At 67.9% G+C, this 17,665-nt stretch carries 21 protein-coding genes and 1 other annotated feature; of the genes, 10 read left to right on the top strand and 11 right to left on the bottom strand.

The window, feature by feature from the left end:
• Positions 1-129: 129 nt before the first annotated feature.
• From AC0KS4_RS19145 to AC0KS4_RS19130, 4 genes are all read right to left on the bottom strand, one after another.
• Positions 130-1,370 (bottom strand): IS3 family transposase gene (locus AC0KS4_RS19145; protein WP_472408499.1). Its coding sequence is split into 2 segments (ribosomal slippage): positions 130-1,083 and positions 1,086-1,370, totalling 1,239 coding nucleotides; the frame shifts between segments, so codons are not numbered across the junction.
• Positions 978-1,095 (bottom strand) — a sequence feature (AL1L pseudoknot). It overlaps the preceding gene by 118 nt.
• Before the next feature lie 45 nt (positions 1,371-1,415).
• Positions 1,416-2,777, bottom strand: a complete 1,362-nt coding sequence (locus AC0KS4_RS19140; RefSeq protein WP_238956672.1) for an HNH endonuclease signature motif containing protein — start codon at positions 2,775-2,777, stop codon at positions 1,416-1,418.
• 200 nt (positions 2,778-2,977) lie between these two features.
• Positions 2,978-3,601 carry a TetR/AcrR family transcriptional regulator gene (locus AC0KS4_RS19135; RefSeq protein ID WP_238956671.1) on the bottom strand — a complete coding sequence of 208 codons (624 nt, stop codon included), beginning with the start codon at positions 3,599-3,601 and terminating at the stop codon, positions 2,978-2,980.
• Positions 3,602-3,604: 3 nt separating this feature from the next.
• A complete protein-coding gene (locus tag AC0KS4_RS19130; protein ID WP_238956670.1) occupies positions 3,605-4,375 on the bottom strand; it encodes an SDR family NAD(P)-dependent oxidoreductase in 771 nt (256 codons plus the stop codon).
• A gap of 42 nt (positions 4,376-4,417) precedes the next feature.
• On the opposite strand from AC0KS4_RS19130, the gene AC0KS4_RS19125 reads away from it, so the two are divergent.
• Genes AC0KS4_RS19125 through AC0KS4_RS19105 form a run of 5 tightly spaced genes read left to right on the top strand, consistent with a single transcriptional unit; the run spans position 4,418 to position 9,083 of the window.
• The gene (locus AC0KS4_RS19125; RefSeq protein WP_238956669.1) at positions 4,418-5,662 is read left to right on the top strand and encodes an alkyl sulfatase dimerization domain-containing protein; all 1,245 of its coding nucleotides are present in this window, start codon (positions 4,418-4,420) and stop codon (positions 5,660-5,662) included.
• On the top strand, positions 5,659-6,408 hold the full coding sequence (locus AC0KS4_RS19120; RefSeq protein ID WP_238956668.1) for an SDR family NAD(P)-dependent oxidoreductase: 750 nt from the start codon (positions 5,659-5,661) through the stop codon (positions 6,406-6,408). The genes AC0KS4_RS19125 and AC0KS4_RS19120 overlap by 4 nt, the downstream gene beginning before the upstream one ends.
• A 4-nt stretch (positions 6,409-6,412) precedes the next feature.
• Complete coding sequence (locus AC0KS4_RS19115; protein WP_238956667.1) at positions 6,413-7,603, top strand: sulfotransferase family protein; 1,191 nt, start codon at positions 6,413-6,415, stop codon at positions 7,601-7,603.
• Positions 7,600-8,049: a VOC family protein gene (locus AC0KS4_RS19110; RefSeq protein ID WP_225329900.1), complete on the top strand. Its 450-nt coding sequence runs from the start codon at positions 7,600-7,602 to the stop codon at positions 8,047-8,049. Before AC0KS4_RS19115 ends, AC0KS4_RS19110 begins: the two co-directional genes overlap by 4 nt.
• A 23-nt stretch (positions 8,050-8,072) precedes the next feature.
• Positions 8,073-9,083, top strand: a complete 1,011-nt coding sequence (locus tag AC0KS4_RS19105; protein ID WP_225329901.1) for a zinc-dependent alcohol dehydrogenase — start codon at positions 8,073-8,075, stop codon at positions 9,081-9,083.
• Here AC0KS4_RS19105 and AC0KS4_RS19100 read toward each other — a convergent pair.
• Positions 9,070-9,528 carry an aminoacyl-tRNA deacylase gene (locus AC0KS4_RS19100; protein ID WP_225329902.1) on the bottom strand — a complete coding sequence of 153 codons (459 nt, stop codon included), beginning with the start codon at positions 9,526-9,528 and terminating at the stop codon, positions 9,070-9,072. The two genes, AC0KS4_RS19105 and AC0KS4_RS19100, sit on opposite strands and share 14 nt — an antisense overlap.
• A 171-nt stretch (positions 9,529-9,699) precedes the next feature.
• Entirely contained in the window at positions 9,700-10,548 is an 849-nt protein-coding gene (locus AC0KS4_RS19095; protein WP_225329903.1) for an SDR family oxidoreductase, read from the bottom strand.
• A gap of 314 nt (positions 10,549-10,862) precedes the next feature.
• Between AC0KS4_RS19095 and AC0KS4_RS19090 the strand changes: the two genes are divergently transcribed.
• Positions 10,863-11,525, top strand: a complete 663-nt coding sequence (locus AC0KS4_RS19090; RefSeq protein WP_225329924.1) for a sigma-70 family RNA polymerase sigma factor — start codon at positions 10,863-10,865, stop codon at positions 11,523-11,525.
• On the top strand, positions 11,522-11,836 hold the full coding sequence (gene rsrA / locus AC0KS4_RS19085) for a mycothiol system anti-sigma-R factor (protein ID WP_225329904.1): 315 nt from the start codon (positions 11,522-11,524) through the stop codon (positions 11,834-11,836). The genes AC0KS4_RS19090 and rsrA overlap by 4 nt, the downstream gene beginning before the upstream one ends.
• Positions 11,837-11,842: 6 nt before the next feature.
• On the opposite strand, the gene AC0KS4_RS19080 is transcribed toward rsrA, so the two are convergent.
• The gene (locus tag AC0KS4_RS19080; protein ID WP_085976515.1) at positions 11,843-11,917 is read right to left on the bottom strand and encodes a 50S ribosomal protein bL37; all 75 of its coding nucleotides are present in this window, start codon (positions 11,915-11,917) and stop codon (positions 11,843-11,845) included.
• A gap of 275 nt (positions 11,918-12,192) precedes the next feature.
• On the opposite strand from AC0KS4_RS19080, the gene AC0KS4_RS19075 reads away from it, so the two are divergent.
• On the top strand, positions 12,193-12,408 hold the full coding sequence (locus AC0KS4_RS19075) for a biotin/lipoyl-binding carrier protein (protein WP_225329925.1): 216 nt from the start codon (positions 12,193-12,195) through the stop codon (positions 12,406-12,408).
• 51 nt (positions 12,409-12,459) lie between these two features.
• Positions 12,460-13,959 (top strand): sensor histidine kinase, encoded by a 1,500-nt coding sequence (locus AC0KS4_RS19070; RefSeq protein ID WP_225329905.1) that lies wholly within the window; start codon positions 12,460-12,462, stop codon positions 13,957-13,959.
• A gap of 60 nt (positions 13,960-14,019) precedes the next feature.
• Here the strand turns inward: AC0KS4_RS19070 and whiB1 are convergent, their stop codons facing one another.
• Together whiB1 and AC0KS4_RS19060 are read right to left on the bottom strand one after the other, a co-directional pair.
• Complete coding sequence (gene whiB1, locus AC0KS4_RS19065) at positions 14,020-14,274, bottom strand: transcriptional regulator WhiB1 (RefSeq protein WP_036467351.1); 255 nt, start codon at positions 14,272-14,274, stop codon at positions 14,020-14,022.
• Positions 14,275-14,555: 281 nt separating this feature from the next.
• Positions 14,556-15,521, bottom strand: coding sequence for a diacylglycerol/lipid kinase family protein (locus tag AC0KS4_RS19060; protein ID WP_225329906.1), 966 nt, complete (start codon positions 15,519-15,521; stop codon positions 14,556-14,558).
• Positions 15,522-15,606: 85 nt separating this feature from the next.
• Between AC0KS4_RS19060 and AC0KS4_RS19055 the strand changes: the two genes are divergently transcribed.
• On the top strand, positions 15,607-16,038 hold the full coding sequence (locus AC0KS4_RS19055; protein ID WP_238956666.1) for a hypothetical protein: 432 nt from the start codon (positions 15,607-15,609) through the stop codon (positions 16,036-16,038).
• Here the strand turns inward: AC0KS4_RS19055 and AC0KS4_RS19050 are convergent.
• Entirely contained in the window at positions 15,990-16,472 is a 483-nt protein-coding gene (locus AC0KS4_RS19050; protein ID WP_238956665.1) for a GNAT family N-acetyltransferase, read from the bottom strand. The genes AC0KS4_RS19055 and AC0KS4_RS19050 overlap by 49 nt on opposite strands.
• Positions 16,469-17,566: an isochorismate synthase gene (locus AC0KS4_RS19045; protein WP_225329926.1), complete on the bottom strand. Its 1,098-nt coding sequence runs from the start codon at positions 17,564-17,566 to the stop codon at positions 16,469-16,471. The genes AC0KS4_RS19050 and AC0KS4_RS19045 overlap by 4 nt, the downstream gene beginning before the upstream one ends.
• Positions 17,567-17,665: the final 99 nt, after the last annotated feature.

Below are 17,665 nucleotides of genomic sequence, written 5' to 3'. Positions count from 1 at the left end.
TCAACGCCAAGTAGGTTGCCGGCCGGGCCGATTCGGATGATGGATCTGGGCGGCCGCGATGCAATCGCTCATGCCGCGCCGGGGTTGTCGGCTTCTTCGTCGTCGTCTGAACTACCCCAGGTTTAGTTCCTACTCGGTTGCGAGGGCCGGGGTCGGCTGGCTCGCAGGGTGTGAGGTGCCGGTGAGGGCGGCCTCGTACTCGGCGGGTGGAACGTAGCCGAGGGCTTCGTGCAGGCGTTCCTGGTTGTACCAGGCCACCCATTCGGCGGTCGAGAGTTCGACATCATCGATGCACCGCCAGGGCTTGCCGCGGTTGATGAGCTCGGTCTTGTAGGCGGCGTTGACCGCTTCAGCGAGGGCGTTGTCATAACTATCGCCACGCGACCCGACCGAGGGCGCGATCCCCAGTTCAGCCAGCCGGTCGGTATAGGCCAGCGATAGGTACTGGGATCCGCGGTCGGAATGATGAACCAACTCGGATAGATCGGTATTCGACTGCCACACAGCGTGATTGAATGCTTGAAGCGGGAGGTCTTCGGTGCGCATCGTGGCCGAGACCGCCCAGCCAACGATCTTCTTGGTGCACGCATCAGTGACGAACGCGGTGTAACAGAACCCCTGCCAGGTCCGCACGAACGTGATGTCGGCGACCCATAGCCGGTTCGGTGCAGCGGCCCGGAATTGGCGGTTGACCAGATCGGCCGGCCGGATCGCGGCCGGGTCGCTGATCGTGGTGAACACCGGCTTGCCCCGCTGGGCGCCGCGCAACCCGGCCTTGCGCATCAACCGGCGGGTTTGTTCACGGCCCAGCTGCCAACCACGCCGTGTCATCGCCGCGTGCATCTTCTTGACCCCATACACCGAGTAGTTCTGCCGGTGCACCGCCTCAAGGTCAGCGATCAGCTGCTCATCGCGGATCTCCCGGTCCGACGGTGGTCGGGTCCGCGCGGCCCGATAACCCCGCGAGGTGAGGAATCCGGGGATAGCTGCCCGCAGCACACGGCAGATGAGCTCGACCCCGAACTGATCGCGATGAGCATCGATGTAGGCGATCATTTCGTCGCGGGGCGGTCGAACTCCGCGGCAAAAAACGCAGACGCTGACTTCAAAATCTCGTTAGCCCTGCGCAGTTCAGCGTTCTCGCGCTTGAGCTTACGGATCTCGGCATGCTCAGAACTGGTCATGCCCGGCCGTTCACCAGCATCGACTTGGGCCTTGCGTCGCCACCGACGCACCGACTCCTCCGAAATATCGAGTTTGCTGGCGACAGACTTTATGGCCTCGAACTCCGACACTTCCGAGGCTTCCATCACAGTGTCCAACAACCGCAACGCACGCTGCCGAAACTCCGGCGAATACTGACGGGGCATAGCTTCCAATCCTCCTATAAGGATCGGAACTAAACCTGGGGTAGTTCAGTCGTGTTCGTGGTGGAGGAGTTTTTCGGGGTGGTGGTAGGTGTTGGTGCGGGGTTGGCCGCGCTCGAGGTGGGGCGGGGGTTTCCATTCGGTGTCGCCGCGGGCGTTTGTGCGGGTGTGCCATCCGCCGGGGTTGAGCATGCGGTGATGCGGGCCGCAGGCGAAGGTGAGGTCGTCGATGTCGGTGCTGTGACACTTGCTGTAGTCCGTGGTGTGGTGGACTTCGCAGTAGTAGCCCTTAACCCCGCAGCCTGGGGCGGTGCAGCCGCGGTCCTTGGCGTACAACACAATCCGCTGCCCCGGGGAAGCGATCCGCTTGGTGTGATACAACGCCAGGGCCTTGCCTTTATCGAAGATCGCCAGGTAGTGGTGGGCGTGGCGGCCCAGGCGGATCACCTCACTCATCGGCAGGATGGTGCCCCCACCGGTGAGGGCGCGTCCGGCGGCGGCCTCCAACTCGGCCAGGGTGGTGGTGACGATGATGGAGGCCGGCAACCCGTTGTGCTGACCCAACTCCCCGGAGGCCAACAGCGCCCGCAGCGCGGCCAGCAGGGCGTCATGGCCGCGCTGAGCAGCCGAGCGGGAGTCGCCGTCGATGGCGGCCTGGCTGGGCGTCCCCTCCACACACGGCATCTCATCAAGCGGGTTGCACATGCCCGGCGCGCCGAGTTTGGCCTCCACGGCTTCGACGGTGGCCCGTAGTTCGGGAGTGATCAGGCCCCGCAACTCCGACATGCCGTCGGGTCGTTGGCGGCCCAGGGTCACCCCGCGGCGACGGGCCCGGTCCTCATCGGTGAAAAGACCGTCGGGATTGAGGCAATCTTCCAGGACGTGGGCCAGGCCGTCGAGTTCGTCGGGCCGGTGATAGGCGGCGTGGCCGGCCAGATCGGCCTCGACCCGCTCGCGGGTGGCCGGGTCGATCCAGCCGGGCAGCCGGCGAAAGAACCTGCGGATCACCGCGACGTGTCCGGCGCCCAGCTCGCCGCGGCGCTGGGCGGCGGCGGTGGCGGCCAACACCGGGGGCAAGGGTTCACCGGTCAGACCATGACGTGGGCCCAGATCGGCGGCCTCTTTGACCCGCCGGCCGGCCTCGGTGTGGCTGATCCGCAACCGGTCAGCGATGGCCTGATCGAGTTTGGCGCCGAGTTCTTGGATGCTGGCTTGGCGGGCCAGGTGATTGATCAACTGATGCTCGGGCACGGGCAGGCGGCGGCGCACGCTTTCGCAGCGCTCCAACAGCGCCACACACTCCCGAGGGGCCAGCGCGTCAAAACTCAGCCCTGCCACGCCCTCGAGGGCGGCGTCGAGCGCGTCGAAGGCCGCGCTGATCGCGTCCCGATCCACGATGCCCGAACTCATACCGTCAAACTATCGAGGCCCACCGACAGAAAACCCCGAATTGTGACCACTGAAAACACAGTGGCACAAGGGAATTCAATATACGTTTCCGATATCCGAAACGTAGCGGCGCGAGGCGCGATCCGCCGAGGCGCCCGCCGCCGCGCGATCGACCACACGCAAAGCCGGCCCGATCGCACGGGGCTTCGCCTCCCAGCCGCCTAACTCCGCTGCGCCGTCAGCGACACGGCGGTGGCCACCGCCTCCAGCAGGCGGGTGAGTTGCTCGGCGTCGCCGACGGTGCGGTCACCGGCGGCCAGTCGGGTGAAGATGCCGGCGATGAACGTCGTGACGGCGGTGGTCTGCGCGTCCAGCAGTTCGGGGTCGCGGGTGTCCGGCTGCAGGTGGGCGATGGCGTCGCGGGCCATCGCGTTGATCCGGGCGACGAACACCTGCGATGTGTCGGCCAGATCGGGATCGCGCGCGGCGCCCAGCAACAGTTCGTGGCGCGCGCGGTTCAGCATCAGCCCGGAGCCCTCGGCCTGCATCATCGTCAGCCGGGCCAGGTGCGCGAACGGCGAGAGTGGGTCGACCGGTTCGTCGATCACCGACTGCAAGTTGGCGACGTCGATCACCGCCACGCGCTTGCCGACGCCGCGCAGCAAGGCCGCGCGGGTGCGGTAGTAGTACGACGTGGTGCCCTCGGGGACGCCGGCGCAGCGGTCGACGCGCCCGTGGGTGAGCCCGCGCGATCCGTGTTCGGCCAGCACCTGGATCGCGGCGTCGCATAGGTCGCGGCGGCGTTCATCGCCGTCGCGTTTGCGGGACCTCGTACTGTCAGCCATGGGTCACCGAAGGACGGTGCCGCCGTCGATGTTGACGACCTGACCATTGATCCATTCGCCCTCCTCGGACAGCAGGAAGGCGACCAGCGCGGCGATGTCGCCGGGGTTGCCGACGCGCGGTCCGCGAATGCGCTTGAGCGCGCCGGCCTCCAGGTCCGGCCACCGCGGCACCGAGCGGATGGTCTCGGTTGCGGTGAACCCGGGCGCGACCGCGTTGCACCGGATGTTGTCCTTTCCCCACCGTGACGCGACGTGGCGGGTGAGCGCGCCGATGCCGGTCTTCGCGGTGGCGTAGGCCGGGCGCGCGGGCTCACCCTGGAACGCCGCAGCCGACGACATGTTGACGATCGCCCCGCCGCCGCGGTCCAGCATTCTCGGGATGGCGTATTTCATCGCGGCCACATACCCGCGCAGGTTCACCGCCATCACCCGGTCCCAGACGTCGAAGTCGATGTCCACCACGTCGGTGTCGGCCCGGATGGCGCTCATGTCGGCGCCCACGTTGAACAACAGGTCCACACCGCCGAAAGTCGTTGCGGCGGTGTCGATCAGCCCGGCGACCGACGTGGGGTCCGCCAGGTCGAAGGGCACGTGGGCCGCCGTTCCCCCAGCGGCGGTGATGTGTTCGGCCGTCTGCTGCGCGGCGTCGGCGGCGACGTCGCCGATGACGACCCGGCAGCCTTCCTCGGCGAGACGCGCGGCGGTCGCGGCGCCGATTCCGGTCGCGCCGCCGACGACGACCGCCACCTTGTCGATCAAACCCTGCAATCCCATGGATATTGACTTTACCTCTAGAACTGTAGAGGATCGCCAGTCATGGCTGGAATTCATCGGGAGCGGCCCGGAGCCGGCGACCTGTCGGCGGCGACGGACACGCCGGCGCTGGCCCTGGGCGACGGCGTCTGGATGTCACCGGGCGTCTCCAACGCCTACGCGGTGGCCACCGACGAGGGACGGGTCATCGTCAACAGCGGGCTGGTGTTCGAAGGGCCGTTGCATCGCAGGGCTTTTGCCGACGTGCCGGGCCCGACGCGGGCGATCATCGTCACGCAGGGGCACGCCGACCATTGGGGCGGGGTGAACTCGCTGCGCGACGAGGGCACCAACGTCGTGATGAACCGCAACTATCGGTATTGGCGCGACGACAACACGCTGCTCATGGGCTATCGGGTGCCCAAGACGTCGTTCGCCTTCCAGAAGTTCTCCGACGCGGTGCTCGAGCATTTCCAGACCGTCGACCCCGCGACCATCGACTTCTCGTTTCCCGAGCCGACGACGACGTTCGACCAGCGGCACAGCTTCACCGTCGGCGGCCGAGCCTTCGAGCTGGCGTGGACGCCGGGCGGCGAGACCACCGACGCGCTGGTGGTGTGGCTGCCGCAGGATCGGATCCTGTTCACCGGCAACCTGTTCGGGCCGCTGTTTGGGCACGTGCCGAACCTGATGACCATCCGCGGCGATCGCTATCGCGATCCGATTCTCTACATCGAGTCGCTGAACACCGTGCTGGAATACGGACCGCAGCGGCTGATCACCGGCCACTTCGACCCCATCGAGGGCGCCGATCGCATCGCGGAGGAAGTCACCGCGATGCGTGACGCCATGCAGGCCGTGCACGACCGCACCGCCGAACTGATGAATTTCGGCACCGACGTCCACACCGCGATGCGCGAGGTCACGGTGCCCGAGCACCTCGACATCGGCGAAGGGTACGGCAAGACGTCGTGGAATGTGCGCGCCATCTGGGAGATGTACACCGGATGGTTCCGGCATCGCTCCACCACCGAATTGTATGGGGTGGCACCGGATTCGGTGGCGGCCGACGTGGTGAGCGCGGCCGGTGCCGACGCGCTCGTGGACGCGGCCCGCGCGCACGTGGCCGCCGGGCGGCCGGTGCAGGCCATCCACCTCACCGACCTGATCCTGGCCGCCCAGCCGTTGCACGCGGCGGCGCGCGCGGCCGCGGCCGACGCCCACGAGGCGCTCCTGGTCGACGCGGAGAACTTCTGGGAAAAAGCCTGGCTCACCAAATCCATCAACGAACTGAGGTCACCCGAATGAACACCGTCAACTTCGATTTCACCGGCGCCAACGTGCTGGTGACCGGCGGCACCAGCGGAATCGGCAACGCCATCGCCGCCGCATTCGCCGGCGCGGGCGCCGCCGTCACGGTCACCGGCACCCGCGGTTCCGCCGCGGACTATTCCGAGACTGATCTGAGCGCGTACACCTACCGCCAGTGTCAGATCCAGGATCCCGAATCCGTTGACGCGCTGGCGGACTCGCTGGGTGAGCTGGACATCTTGGTCAACAACGCGGGCGGCCCCTATCCCGCGGGCGACGAATACGACCCGGACGGCTACGTCGCGTCGGTGACGCAGAACATGTTCGGACCGATGCGGCTGACCATGCGCTGTTATGACCTGCTCAAGTCCAGCCAGGCGCCCGGCGGGGCGAGCGTCGTCAGCGTCGTGTCGATGTCCGCGTTCCGCTCGGCGGTGTTCGTCCCCGGCTACGCCTCGTCGAAGATGGGCCTGCTCGCCCTGACGATGAACCTCTCGCGGCGGTGGGCTGACGACGGAATCCGGGTCAACGCCATCGCGCCCGGGCTCATCGACACCCGAATGACCCACCCGGCCATGGGCATTCCCGAGGTGATGGACGTCGAGATCGGCTTCCACACGCCCCTGGGCAGGCCCGGCACACCCCAGGACTGCGCCGGCGCGACGCTGTTCCTGTGTACCGACGCCGCCTCGTACATCACCGGCACCACCATCGCCGTTGACGGCGGATACCTGACGGTCTGAAACGATGAGCGACAACAACTTCGACAACGTCTCGACCACCGACGACGTCTTCACGCTGGCCGCACAGCGCACCGGCCTCGCCGAAATCGATTCCGACTCTTGGCGCGACGGGCTGGCCATCATGCTCGACGAGCTCAACAGTTCGCCCGCGTTCACCCCGTTCGGCCGCGAACGCGTCCTCACCGACGCCACCGACGCGCTGGGGCGGCGCATGCAGGTACACGCCTACATCCAGGCGCACCCCGAAGTCCTCGACGCGCCCGTCGAGCGACCGCTGATCGTCCTGGGCATGCCACGCACCGGAACCACGGTCATCAGCTACCTGCTCGACCAGGATCCGGCCAGGCGCTCGCTACTGCACTGGCAGTGCGTGCACCCGATCCCGCCGGCGCCCACCGAGGCGCTGCGCACCGACCCGCGCTGCCTGGCCCTGCTGGAGGAACAGCGCAAGATCCTGGACATGGTCACGCAGGCCAAAGTGCCGCTGCCGCACTGGGAAGACGCCGACGGGCCCACCGAGGACATGTTCATCCACAATCAGGATTTCAAGGGGCTGTCCTGGGACTCGTTCCTGTCGACCTCGCGCTACGCCGAATGGTTGTTCCACGAGACCGACATGACCAGCACCTACGAATACCAGAAGCGCTACCTGCAGGTCCTGCAATCCGCCGCCCCGGGCAACTGGAGCCTGAAGATGCCGTCGCATTCGGTCCACATCGAGGCGCTGCTCACGGTGTTCCCCGACGCCCGGCTGATCTGGGCGCACCGCGACCCCTACAAGGCGACGGGGTCGCTGTGCAACCTATGGAAGCTGCCCAAAGGGATGGTGCTGCACCCCGATGCCATCGACCTGAATGCCATGGGGCGCAACGCCATGGCGCAGATGCGCTACCACGTCCAGCGGCCGCTGCGGGCCCGCGACCGCATCGGCGACGAGCGCTTCTTCCACATGTATTACCACGAGATGATGCGCGACCCGATGGCAGTGATGCGGCGCATCTACGAGTGGGCCGACGAACCGCTGACCTCCGAAACCGAAGCGCGCATGCGTAATTGGCTCGCCGAGCACCCCCAGGACCGCTTCGCGCTCAACGCGTACACCCTCGACCAGTACGGCCTGACCGTCGACGCGCTCGAACCGATCTTCGCCGAATACCTCGATACCTTCGACATCGAACTGGAGGCCACGCCATGAATCCGGCGGACTGCCATCACACCGGTCTGGTGGTCGACGATATGTCCGCCGCCGCCGAACGGCTCACCGGGGCGATGGGGTACCGGTGGACGAAACCGGTCGAGTACACGTTGAGCGTGGCCACCGCCGAGGGCGACATCGACGTGCCGTTCCGCTTTGTCTACTCGGTCGACGCGCCACACCTGGAGCTGATCCAGGCAGTGCCGGGCACAATCTGGACCGCGCCACCCGGAGGCGGCGCCCACCACCTCGGCTACTGGGTCGACGACATAGCCGGTGCCGCAGCGCAACTCGAACACAGCGGGTACCGCCTGGAGGCGCGACCCAGTGGCGAGACGCTGTCGATGTTCGCCTACTACGTCGACCCGTCCGGCGTCCGCATCGAGATCGTGGACCGGGCACTGTTTCCCGACTGGCCCGGGTTTCTGCAATCCATGGCGGCTTGACCCGTTCGCGCGAGGAGTCACTGATGAAGATGTCAATGGTCACCGGCCCGGGCAAGGCCGAAGTACTCGACGCCGAGCGTCCCACGGTGGGCCCCAACGACGTGCTGGTCCGGATGCGCGCCTGCGGCATCTGCGGTTCGGACGCGTTTTACATCACCATCGGCGGGCTGCCCCCTCGCCAGGGACACACACCGCTCGGACACGAGCCCGCCGGGGAGATCGCCGAGGTCGGCGAGATGGTGAGCGGCCTGGCCGTCGGCGACCACGTCGTCATCAACCCGATGGCCGCCCCGGGCGGCATCATCGGCAACGGCGGACCCAGCGGCGCGCTCGCCGACTACCTGCTCATCGAAAACGCGGTCCGCGGAACGAGTCTCGAGGTCATCCCCGACCACGTCCCGTGGGAGGTCGCGGCGCTCAACGAGCCGATGGCCGTCGCGCGTCACGGCGCCAACCGGTGCCGACCCAAGCCGACGGACAAGGTCGCCGTGTTCGGCGCCGGACCGATCGGCCTGGGCGCCACGCTGGCCTTCAAATCCCTTGGCGTGAGCCACGTCGTCGTCGTGGACCTGCTCCCCGGCCGGCTGGACAAGGCGCTACAGATCGGCGCCGACGCGGTCATCAACTCCGCCGACGAGGACGTCGTGGCGCGCCTGATCGAACTGCACGGCCGGGGCGAGAGCATGTACCCCGGCAAGGCGGGCACGAACATCTATCTCGACGCGGCCGGTGTGCCCGCCGTCGTCAACACCGCGCTCGCCGCCGCGCAAAAGGGTGCCACCGTGGGCATCGTCGGCGTCCACAAGGAGCCGGTGCCCGTCGACCTGATCAACGTGATGAGCAACGAGATCACCCTCCTCGGGAGCATGGGCTACCCCGACGAAATCTTCGAGGTGACCAAGGATCTCGTCGCGAACTGGGAGAAATACGCGCTGATCGTCAGCCACACCATCCCGTTCGACAACGTCGGCGAGGCGCTCGAGCTCGCCCAAACTCCGGGTGCCGCGGACAAGGTCGTCGTCACTCTCGGCTGATGTCGGCGGTGATCGCGCCGGTGAGGCGGATCAGGTCCCGGGGTGCGACCGCGACATCGTAATGCCGCTTGCCGGCGCTGCACAGCATCCGATCCCAGCGCAGCGCGGAGGCGTCCAGGACCGTGCGCAGCCGCTTGCGTTGACCGAACGGCGAAATGCCGCCCACCACATAGCCGGTGGCCCGCTGCGCGGCGGCGGGCTCGGCCATGACGGCTTTGGCCACACCCAGCGCCGCGGCGACCGCCTTCAGCGACAACCGCGACGGCACCGGCACGATCGCGACGGCCAGCTCACCCGGCAGCGCGACGATCAGCGTCTTGAAAACCTGTTCGGGCGCCACGCCGGACGACGCGGACAGGTCGGCGACCGCGTCGAAGTGCAAAACCTGGTGCGGCACACCGGCTTTCACCAACTCGGCGATGCCCGGGGTGGCCGCGCCGCGCACCGGCTACCTCCGACGGTCGTGACCCGCCGCGCCCGGCTGCGCCGCGCTTGCGATCACGACGAACTCCGACGGTCGTGACCCGCCGCGCCCGGCTGCGCCGCGCTTGCGATCACGACGAACTTCGACGGTCGTGACCCGCCGCGCCCGGCTGCGCCGCGCTTGCGATCACGACTATGGCCCCGAGTACCCCGGCGGGTTGACGCCGTCGACCCAGAAGTCCACGCCCAACTTCGAACCCGGCACGCAGTTGTACGCCGAGAGGTCGGTGACGCCGGATTCCACCAGCACGTCCTCACACAGCAGCATGTTGCCGGTGTACTCCTTGGACGGCTTGTTGAGGACGACGTAGGCGGCGTCGGAGTACACCTCGGGCTTGCGGGCCCGGCCCATCGCCTCGTCACCGCCGAGCAGGTTCTGCACCGCGGCGGTCGCCACCAGCGTGCGCGGCCACAGCGTGTTCGACGCGATGCCTTCGTCCCGCATTTCTTCGGCGATGCCCAGCGCGCACAGCGTCATGCCGAACTTGGCCATCATGTAGGCCGTCGGCTTCAGCCACTCGCGGCCGAGCAGCACCGGCGGCGACAGCGTCAGGATGTGCGGGTTCTCGCGCCCTTTCAGGTGCGGGATGCAGGCCTGCGATACCGCATACGTGCCCCGCACCTGGATGCCGTTCATCAGGTCGAACCGCTTCATCGGCACCTCGGTGACCGAACCCAGGTTGATCGCCGACGCGTTGTTGACACAGATGTCGATGCCGCCGAACTGCTCGACAGTCTTGGCCACGGCGGCCTCGACCGAATCGGGGTCGCGGACGTCCCCGACGATCGGCAGGGCCTGCCCGCCCGCCTCTTCGAGCTCCTTGGCCGCGGTGAACACCGTTCCCGGCAGCTTCGGGTGCGGCTCGGCGGTCTTGGCGATCAGGGCGATGTTGGCGCCGTCCTGGGCGGCGCGCTTGGCGATCGCCAGGCCGATGCCGCGGCTGGCGCCGGAGATGAACATGGTCTTGCCATTCAGGGACATGGCGTCACACTAACGCCACGCCGGAATCGGCCCGACCGGGGTCTGCGCCGGGGTGCGGGTACCGATATTGCGGGCCGAATTCGCCCCGGAAATAGCCGGATCGTGCGCGCGGTTGATCCAATTGGTTTTTCGATGCGGTGGGTCACACCCGGGCGGAGCTTGTCGGGGTGAGCCTTTAGATTGGGAGGAGCAGCGTGGTGTCAACGGCGACGAGCCTGTTAGGCGAGGAGCAGTTGGCTGGCGTCCTTGCGAGTCCGGTGGCGCTTTCGGTGCTTTCCGGTAACACCGCAGCAGAAGGGACCGGATTAAGCGACATGGCCGATTCTCTAGATGGCCGCGATGGCGCGGCAACGCCGTCCATTACCGAGCCCGTGGCGCCCGAAGAGACGGACGCCGAACTGACGGCGCGCTTCGAGCGCGACGCGATTCCCCTGCTGGACCAGCTCTATGGCGGCGCGCTGCGCATGACGCGAAACCCCGCCGACGCCGAGGACCTGCTGCAAGAGACGATGGTGAAGGCGTACGCGGGCTTCCGCTCTTTTCGGGCCGGCACCAATCTCAAGGCATGGCTGTACCGGATCCTGACCAACACCTACATCAACAGCTATCGCAAGAAGCAGCGCCAGCCGGCGGAGTATCCGACCGAGGAAATCACCGACTGGCAGCTGGCCGCCAATGCCGAGCATTCCTCGACCGGGCTGCGTTCGGCCGAGGTGGAGGCCCTGGAGTCGCTGCCGGACTCCGAGATCAAAGACGCGCTGCAGGCCTTGCCGGAAGAATTCCGGATGGCGGTCTATTACGCCGACGTCGAGGGATTTCCGTACAAGGAAATCGCCGAAATCATGGATACGCCGATCGGAACGGTAATGTCACGGCTGCACCGCGGCCGACGGCAACTGCGCGGCCTGTTGGCCGACGTTGCCAAGGAGCGGGGCTTCAACCGCGGTCAGCAGGCGCACGAGGAGGTGTCGTCATGAGCGAGTTCGCCGGCCAGGGCGGTGCTTCGCCGGAGGCCTGCCCCAACGACGAGTCCCACGGCAGCGTCGGCTGCGCGGAGGTCATCCGCCAGGTCTGGCTGCTGCTCGACGGTGAATGCGGCCCGGACACCCGCGAACAACTGCGCCAGCACCTCGAGGCGTGCCCCGGCTGCTTCAAGCACTACGGCCTCGAAGAGCGCATCAAGGCGTTGATCGCCACCAAATGCAAAGGCGAAAGGGCCCCGGAGGGCCTGCGAGAGCGGCTACGGCTCGAGATCCGGCGCACCACCATCATGCGGGGTACGCAGTAGCGTCCCTCAGGAATTGGGTCGCTTGCCGTGGTTGGCCTTGCTGTGCTTGCGGTCGCGCTTCTTACGGCCTCGTTTGGCCATGGGTCGAACCTCCGTTGATTGCTTGTCAAACCAGGCGCCTGGCGCCGGTTGGCTTGCCGTCCAGTCTCTCACGAGACGCGCCGCGCATTGTCTTCGCCCTGGTGCGGCCCGCATGCGGGGCCGTCGGGGGCCGCGCGCCGCGGTCCCGGCGGGCCCTGTGGTTCGATGTAGGCGAGCCTGGTAGAACCTTGATGGACCAAAGATCCAGCGATGGACCAACAACCGGCGATGACCAGCAGCCAGCCTGCGCAGAGGCCGAAACGAGTGGGGTGAAGATGGCCGAGGATGTGCGCGCCGAGATCGTGGCCAGCGTGCTCGAAGTCGTTGTCAACGAGGGTGACCAGATCGGCAAAGGCGACACCGTGGTGCTGCTGGAGTCGATGAAGATGGAGATCCCCGTCCTTGCCGAGGTCGGTGGCACCGTCAGCAAGGTGAGCGTGTCGGTGGGCGACGTCATTCAGGCGGGCGACCTCATCGCGGTGATCAGCTAGCCGGTCAGGCCCCTTCGACCAGCCGCCGGGGAACGACCCGGGGAGTAAGCGATGTCAACTCTCGGTGATCTGCTCGCCGAACACACCATGCTGCCGGGCAACGCGGTCGACCATCTGCACGCGGTGGTGGGCGAGTGGCAGCTGCTGGCGGATCTGTCGTTCGCCGACTACCTGATGTGGGTGCGGCGCGACGACGGCGTGCTGGTGTGCGTGGCGCAATGCCGGCCCAATACCGCGCCCACGGTGCTCCAGACCGACGCGGTGGGCACCGCCATCGCCTCCGGCCGCCTGACCCTCGTCGCCGAGACGTTCGCGTCGGGCACCGCACAGCGGGATAACGTTGCGGGCCAAGAGAATTCGTGGTTGCCGGGCACCCACGTCGAGGCGTCCCCGGTGCGGTACGGCGGCCAGGTGGTGGCCGTGCTCACCCACCATCAGACCGCGGTGGCCGCCGACCGCGCGTCCGGCCAGTTGGAGATCGCCTACCGGCAGTGCGCCGGCGACCTCGTCCACATGCTCGCCGAGGGCACCTTTCCCGACGCGGGCGACGTGGTGATGTCGCGCTCCACCCCCCGGGTCGGCGACGGCTTCATCCGCCTCGACGTCAAGGGCGTCGTCGACTACGCCAGCCCCAACGCGCTGTCGGCCTACCACCGCATGGGCCTGACCGCCGACCTGGAGGGACACAACCTCATCGAGGTCACGCGCCCGCTGATCTCGGATCCGTTCGAGGCGCAGGAAGTGGCCGAGCACGTGCGGGACCTGGTGGCCGGGGGGCGCAGCATGCGCATGGAGGTCGACGCCGGGGGAGCCACCGTGCTGCTGCGCACGCTGCCGCTGGTGGTCGACGGCGCCAGCGCCGGCGCCGCGGTGCTGATCCGCGACGTCACCGAGGTCAAGCGCCGCGACCGGGCCCTGATATCCAAGGACGCCACCATCCGCGAAATCCACCACCGGGTGAAGAACAACCTGCAGACCGTCGCGGCGCTGCTGCGCCTGCAGGCCCGCCGCACGGTCAACGCGGAGGGTCGCGAGGCGCTTATCGAGTCGGTGCGCCGGGTGTCGTCGATCGCCTTGGTGCACGACGCCCTGTCGATGTCGGTGGACGAGCAGGTCAACCTCGACGAGGTCATCGACCGGATCCTGCCGATCATGAACGACGTGGCCTCGGTGGACCGTCCGATCCGCATCAACCGGGTCGGCGATCTGGGCGTGCTGGACTCCGACCGGGCCACCGCCTTGATCATGGTGATCACCGAACTGGTGCAAAACGCGATCGAGCACGCCTTCGACCCGGCCGTCGAGGAAGGCTCGGTGACGATCCGCGCCGAGCGCTCCGCGCGCTGGCTGGACGTCGTGGTGCACGACGACGGCCGCGGCCTGCCGGACGGATTCAGCCTGGAGACCTCCGACAGCCTCGGGCTGCAGATCGTGCGGACGCTCGTCTCGGCGGAACTGGACGGCACCCTGGGGATGAGCCAGTCCGCGGCCCGCGGCACCGACGTGGTGTTGCGCGTCCCGATCGGCCGACGGACCCGAATGCTGTTGTAGGCAGACGCAAGAGTGCGGCCCCGACAATCGTCGAGGCCGCACCGTTTTGCGTTATCTGGGTTAAACCCCGCTGCGGGCTTTCGTCCGGGCGTTGCGACGCTTCAGCGCACGCCGCTCGTCTTCGCTCATGCCGCCCCAGACGCCCGAGTCCTGGCCCGTGTTCAGGGCCCAGCCGAGGCACTCTGTGGTCACCGAACACCGATTACAGACCAGTTTCGCGTCAGCGATCTGCGCGAGCGCCGGACCACTGTTCCCCACCGGGAAGAACAGCTCCGGGTCTTCGTCACGACAGACCGCCTTGTGGCGCCAATCCATACGTCTTTACTCCTTACTGAGTGCGCAGCAAGGCGCACGGCTATTTTCTTCGGCTGTTAAACGCGTGCAGAAGAAAAGGGGCCGCACCCCTACGTAAATTTCTGCATGCAACCTTTTGATCGTTTCACAGGCTCAACAGATGTCAATAGTGTGAGTTCGCTCGTGGGCTATCTCACTTTGATCATCTCGTAGTCAAGCCCTTACTCCGTTGTACTACACTCACGGGCCACTCCCGGTGCAGCTTTTTGTTGCGTGCGCCACAGCCCCGGCGTTGCCGCAGTTCAGCGACGTTTTTGCTGAGGAGGCGCGGCCACCGCCAGCGCGTCGGGGACCGACTTGAACGTCATGGTTTCGCGCACGCCGAGATAATCCCCGTCGAACTGGCAGGCGACGGCGCCTCCGGTCGAGGTAACTCGCACGCACGGCAGGTCGTCCTCGGTGACGAGGTGCTTGAAGTCGAACGTGGGCCGTTTTGCGAACATCTGCCGCACGATCCGCAGGGTGGGGACCAACTTCAGATTGGTCGGCGCGAACACCCCCAGCCCCGACTCGAAGCTGCAGCCGGGATTGGTCCACACCGGCCGCTCGTTGGCGAACGTCCACGGGCTGGAGTTCGACACGAACGCGAAGCTCACGCCGGAGATGGGTTCGCGGCCGGGAAGTTCGAGCGTCAGCATCGGCTCGCGGCGGGTGTAGGCCCACACGGCCGGCACCGATGCGCGAATGTAGCGCCACGCGGTGACCTTGCCGCCCTTGCTGCGTTCGGCCTCCACCGCGGCCACCACCTCGGCGTCGACGCCCATGCCGGTGTTGAACACGGCCCACCGCTCGCCGCAGTCGATCAGGCCGATGCGGCGCCACGTGCCGTGGCGCTGGAAGTCGTCGAGCAACTGGATGAGCTGGTTGGTGGCCGCGACCGGATCCGGCGAGATGCCCAGCGATCGCGCCAGCACATTCGCGGAACCCCCGGGCACCACGGCCACCGCCGGCACCGGCCCGCTCGGAAGCGTTCCGGGGCGACCGAGCAGACCGTTGACCACGCCGCTCACCGTGCCGTCGCCGCCGTGCACGACCACCAGGTCGACGCCGTCGGCGGCGGCCTTCTGCGCGAGTTCGCTGCCGTGCCCGCGATGGTTGGTGTGTTCGACGCTGAGCTGCAACCGGCTTTTGAGGGCGTGGGCCAGCAGATCGCGACCGGCCGGCGTGGTGGAAGTGGCTGTGGGGTTGACGATCAGCACGGCCCGCATGAATCACGAGCTTAGGCGGGCCGGTTAAGGCTGCGCTGTGGGGGAACCGCGGGGGATGGGCGGCCACCCTGACTACGCTGGCGCTGTGACGCCGCCAGCCGCCCCGACCGCCGTCCGCCGCGCCGGCGTCATCGTCGCGGCGCAGGGCGTGGCCGCGCTGGTCGTGGCCGTGGTCCTGGTGGTGCGCGGGATCGCCGGGGCCGACCAGCATGTGGCCAACGGTCTGGCCACCGCCGGGTGGTTCGTCCTCGTCGGCGCCGGAGTGATCGCCGCGGGGCGCGCGCTGATGCTCGGCAAGCGCTGGGGTCGCGGGCTGGCCGTGATCACCCAGCTGCTCTTGCTGCCGGTGGCGTGGTACCTCGCGGTCGGATCACACCAGCCCGGCTTCGGGATCCCGGCGGGGGTTGTCGCGCTGGTCGTGTTGGGTTTGCTGTTCAGCCCCGCCGCGGTGCGCTGGGCCGCCGGTGGTCAGGGCGACTCCGCCAGTCCCGCCAACCGCGGCCCCGACAGCCGGTAGGTGGTCCATTCGTTCTGCGGTTCCCCGCCGATCCCGTCGTAGAGCGTGATGGCGTCGGCGTTCCAGTTCAGCACCGCCCAGGACAACCGGGTATAGCCCCGCTGCAGGCATTCGCCGGCCAGTGCCGCCAGCAGCGCCCGGGCCAGCCCGCGCCGGCGAAATCCCGGGCGCACGAACAGGTCTTCCAGATAGATGCCCGCCGCGCCGTCCCAGGTGGAGAAGTTGACGAACCACAACGCCGTCGCCGCGACCTCACCGTCCGCCTCCGCCACGTGCCCGTACACCGTCGGGCGGTCACCGAAAAGCGCTGTGGAGATTTGTGTTTCGGTGACGGTGCACTGATCGGCGGCGTGCTCGAATTCGGCCAGCGCGTGGATCAATTCGGTGATGGCGGCGACGTCGTGCGGCGCGGCGCGGCGGATGTCTGCGGTCATCGTTGGACTTCCAGGGCGTTGAGTATCGTGGCGAATTTCGTTGTGGTCTCAGCGACTTCGTCGTCGGGATCGGATTCGGCGACGATACCGCCACCGGCCCGCGCCAGCGCGCTGCGCCGGTCCGCCGACAGCTGCGCGCAGCGCAGCGACACCACCCAGCGGCCGTCGCCGCGGGCGTCGCACCAGCCCACCGCCCCCGCGTAGAACCCGCGGTCGCCCTCCAGCTCGGCAATGAGCTGGACCGCGGCCTTGGTCGGGACGCCCCCGACGGCCGGGGTGGGGTGTAGCGCCAAAGCCAAATCGATTGCGCTCGTTGAGGTATCGCGCAGCCGTCCGCTGATCGGCGTGCACAGGTGCCAGACCGCCGCGGTGCGGCTCAGTTGCGGCTCGGGGGCGATCGACAGGTCGTCGCACAGCGGCTCCAGGGCCGCCCGGATGGTCTCGATGACCAGCTGATGCTCGTGGCGGTTCTTGGCCGAGGAGGCCAGCGCGGCGCCGTTGGCGGCATCGGCGTCGGGGTCGGCGCCGCGCGGGGCCGACCCGGCAAACGGCCGGCACTCGACGCGGTCGCCGCTGCGCGCCACCAAAAGTTCGGGGCTGGCGCCCACCAGGGCCACGCCCGCGTAGTCGTCGCCGGCGGCGCTCAGATCGACGAGGTAGCCGTAGGCGGTAGGGTCCGCCGCGACGAGCCGACGCAAAACGGCCCGCGCGTCCATCGGGGCATCGGCCACCAGCTCCAAGGCGCGGGCCAACACCACCTTGTGCAGCGGGTTGTCCGCGGCGGCGAGCTGATCGCGGGCCCGGCGGACCCGGTCGCGGTAGTCACCCGGCGGCGGGAGGGCCGCGGCCACCCGCACCGGCGGCAGGGCGCCCGTAGGCCAGTCCGGGGGGCCCTTTGTGACATCGACGGCGTGCGGCGTCAGCAACGCGGCCGGGCTGCTGACATCAAAGGGCAACGCGCCCAACACAATCGGCACCTGATTCGACCGCAGCGCCGCCTGCGCCGCGCCCACGTCGCCGTAGCGCCGCAGCACGCCGTCGGCGATCAGGGTTTGCGTCGGCCCGCACAGCACGAACGGCGGTTCGGCGTTCAGATGCTCGACTCCTCCTCGCGCCGCTGCGCGGCGCGCATCGTCGTCTTCGGCGTTCAGATGCTCGACTCCTCCTCGCGCCGCTGCGCGGCGCGTATCGTC

Source organism: Mycobacterium sp. NTMscope_MAC_12 (genome assembly GCF_976985675.1).
The sequence above is the reverse complement of the archived record's forward strand: the minus strand, read 5'-3'. Positions and strand labels throughout refer to the sequence as shown.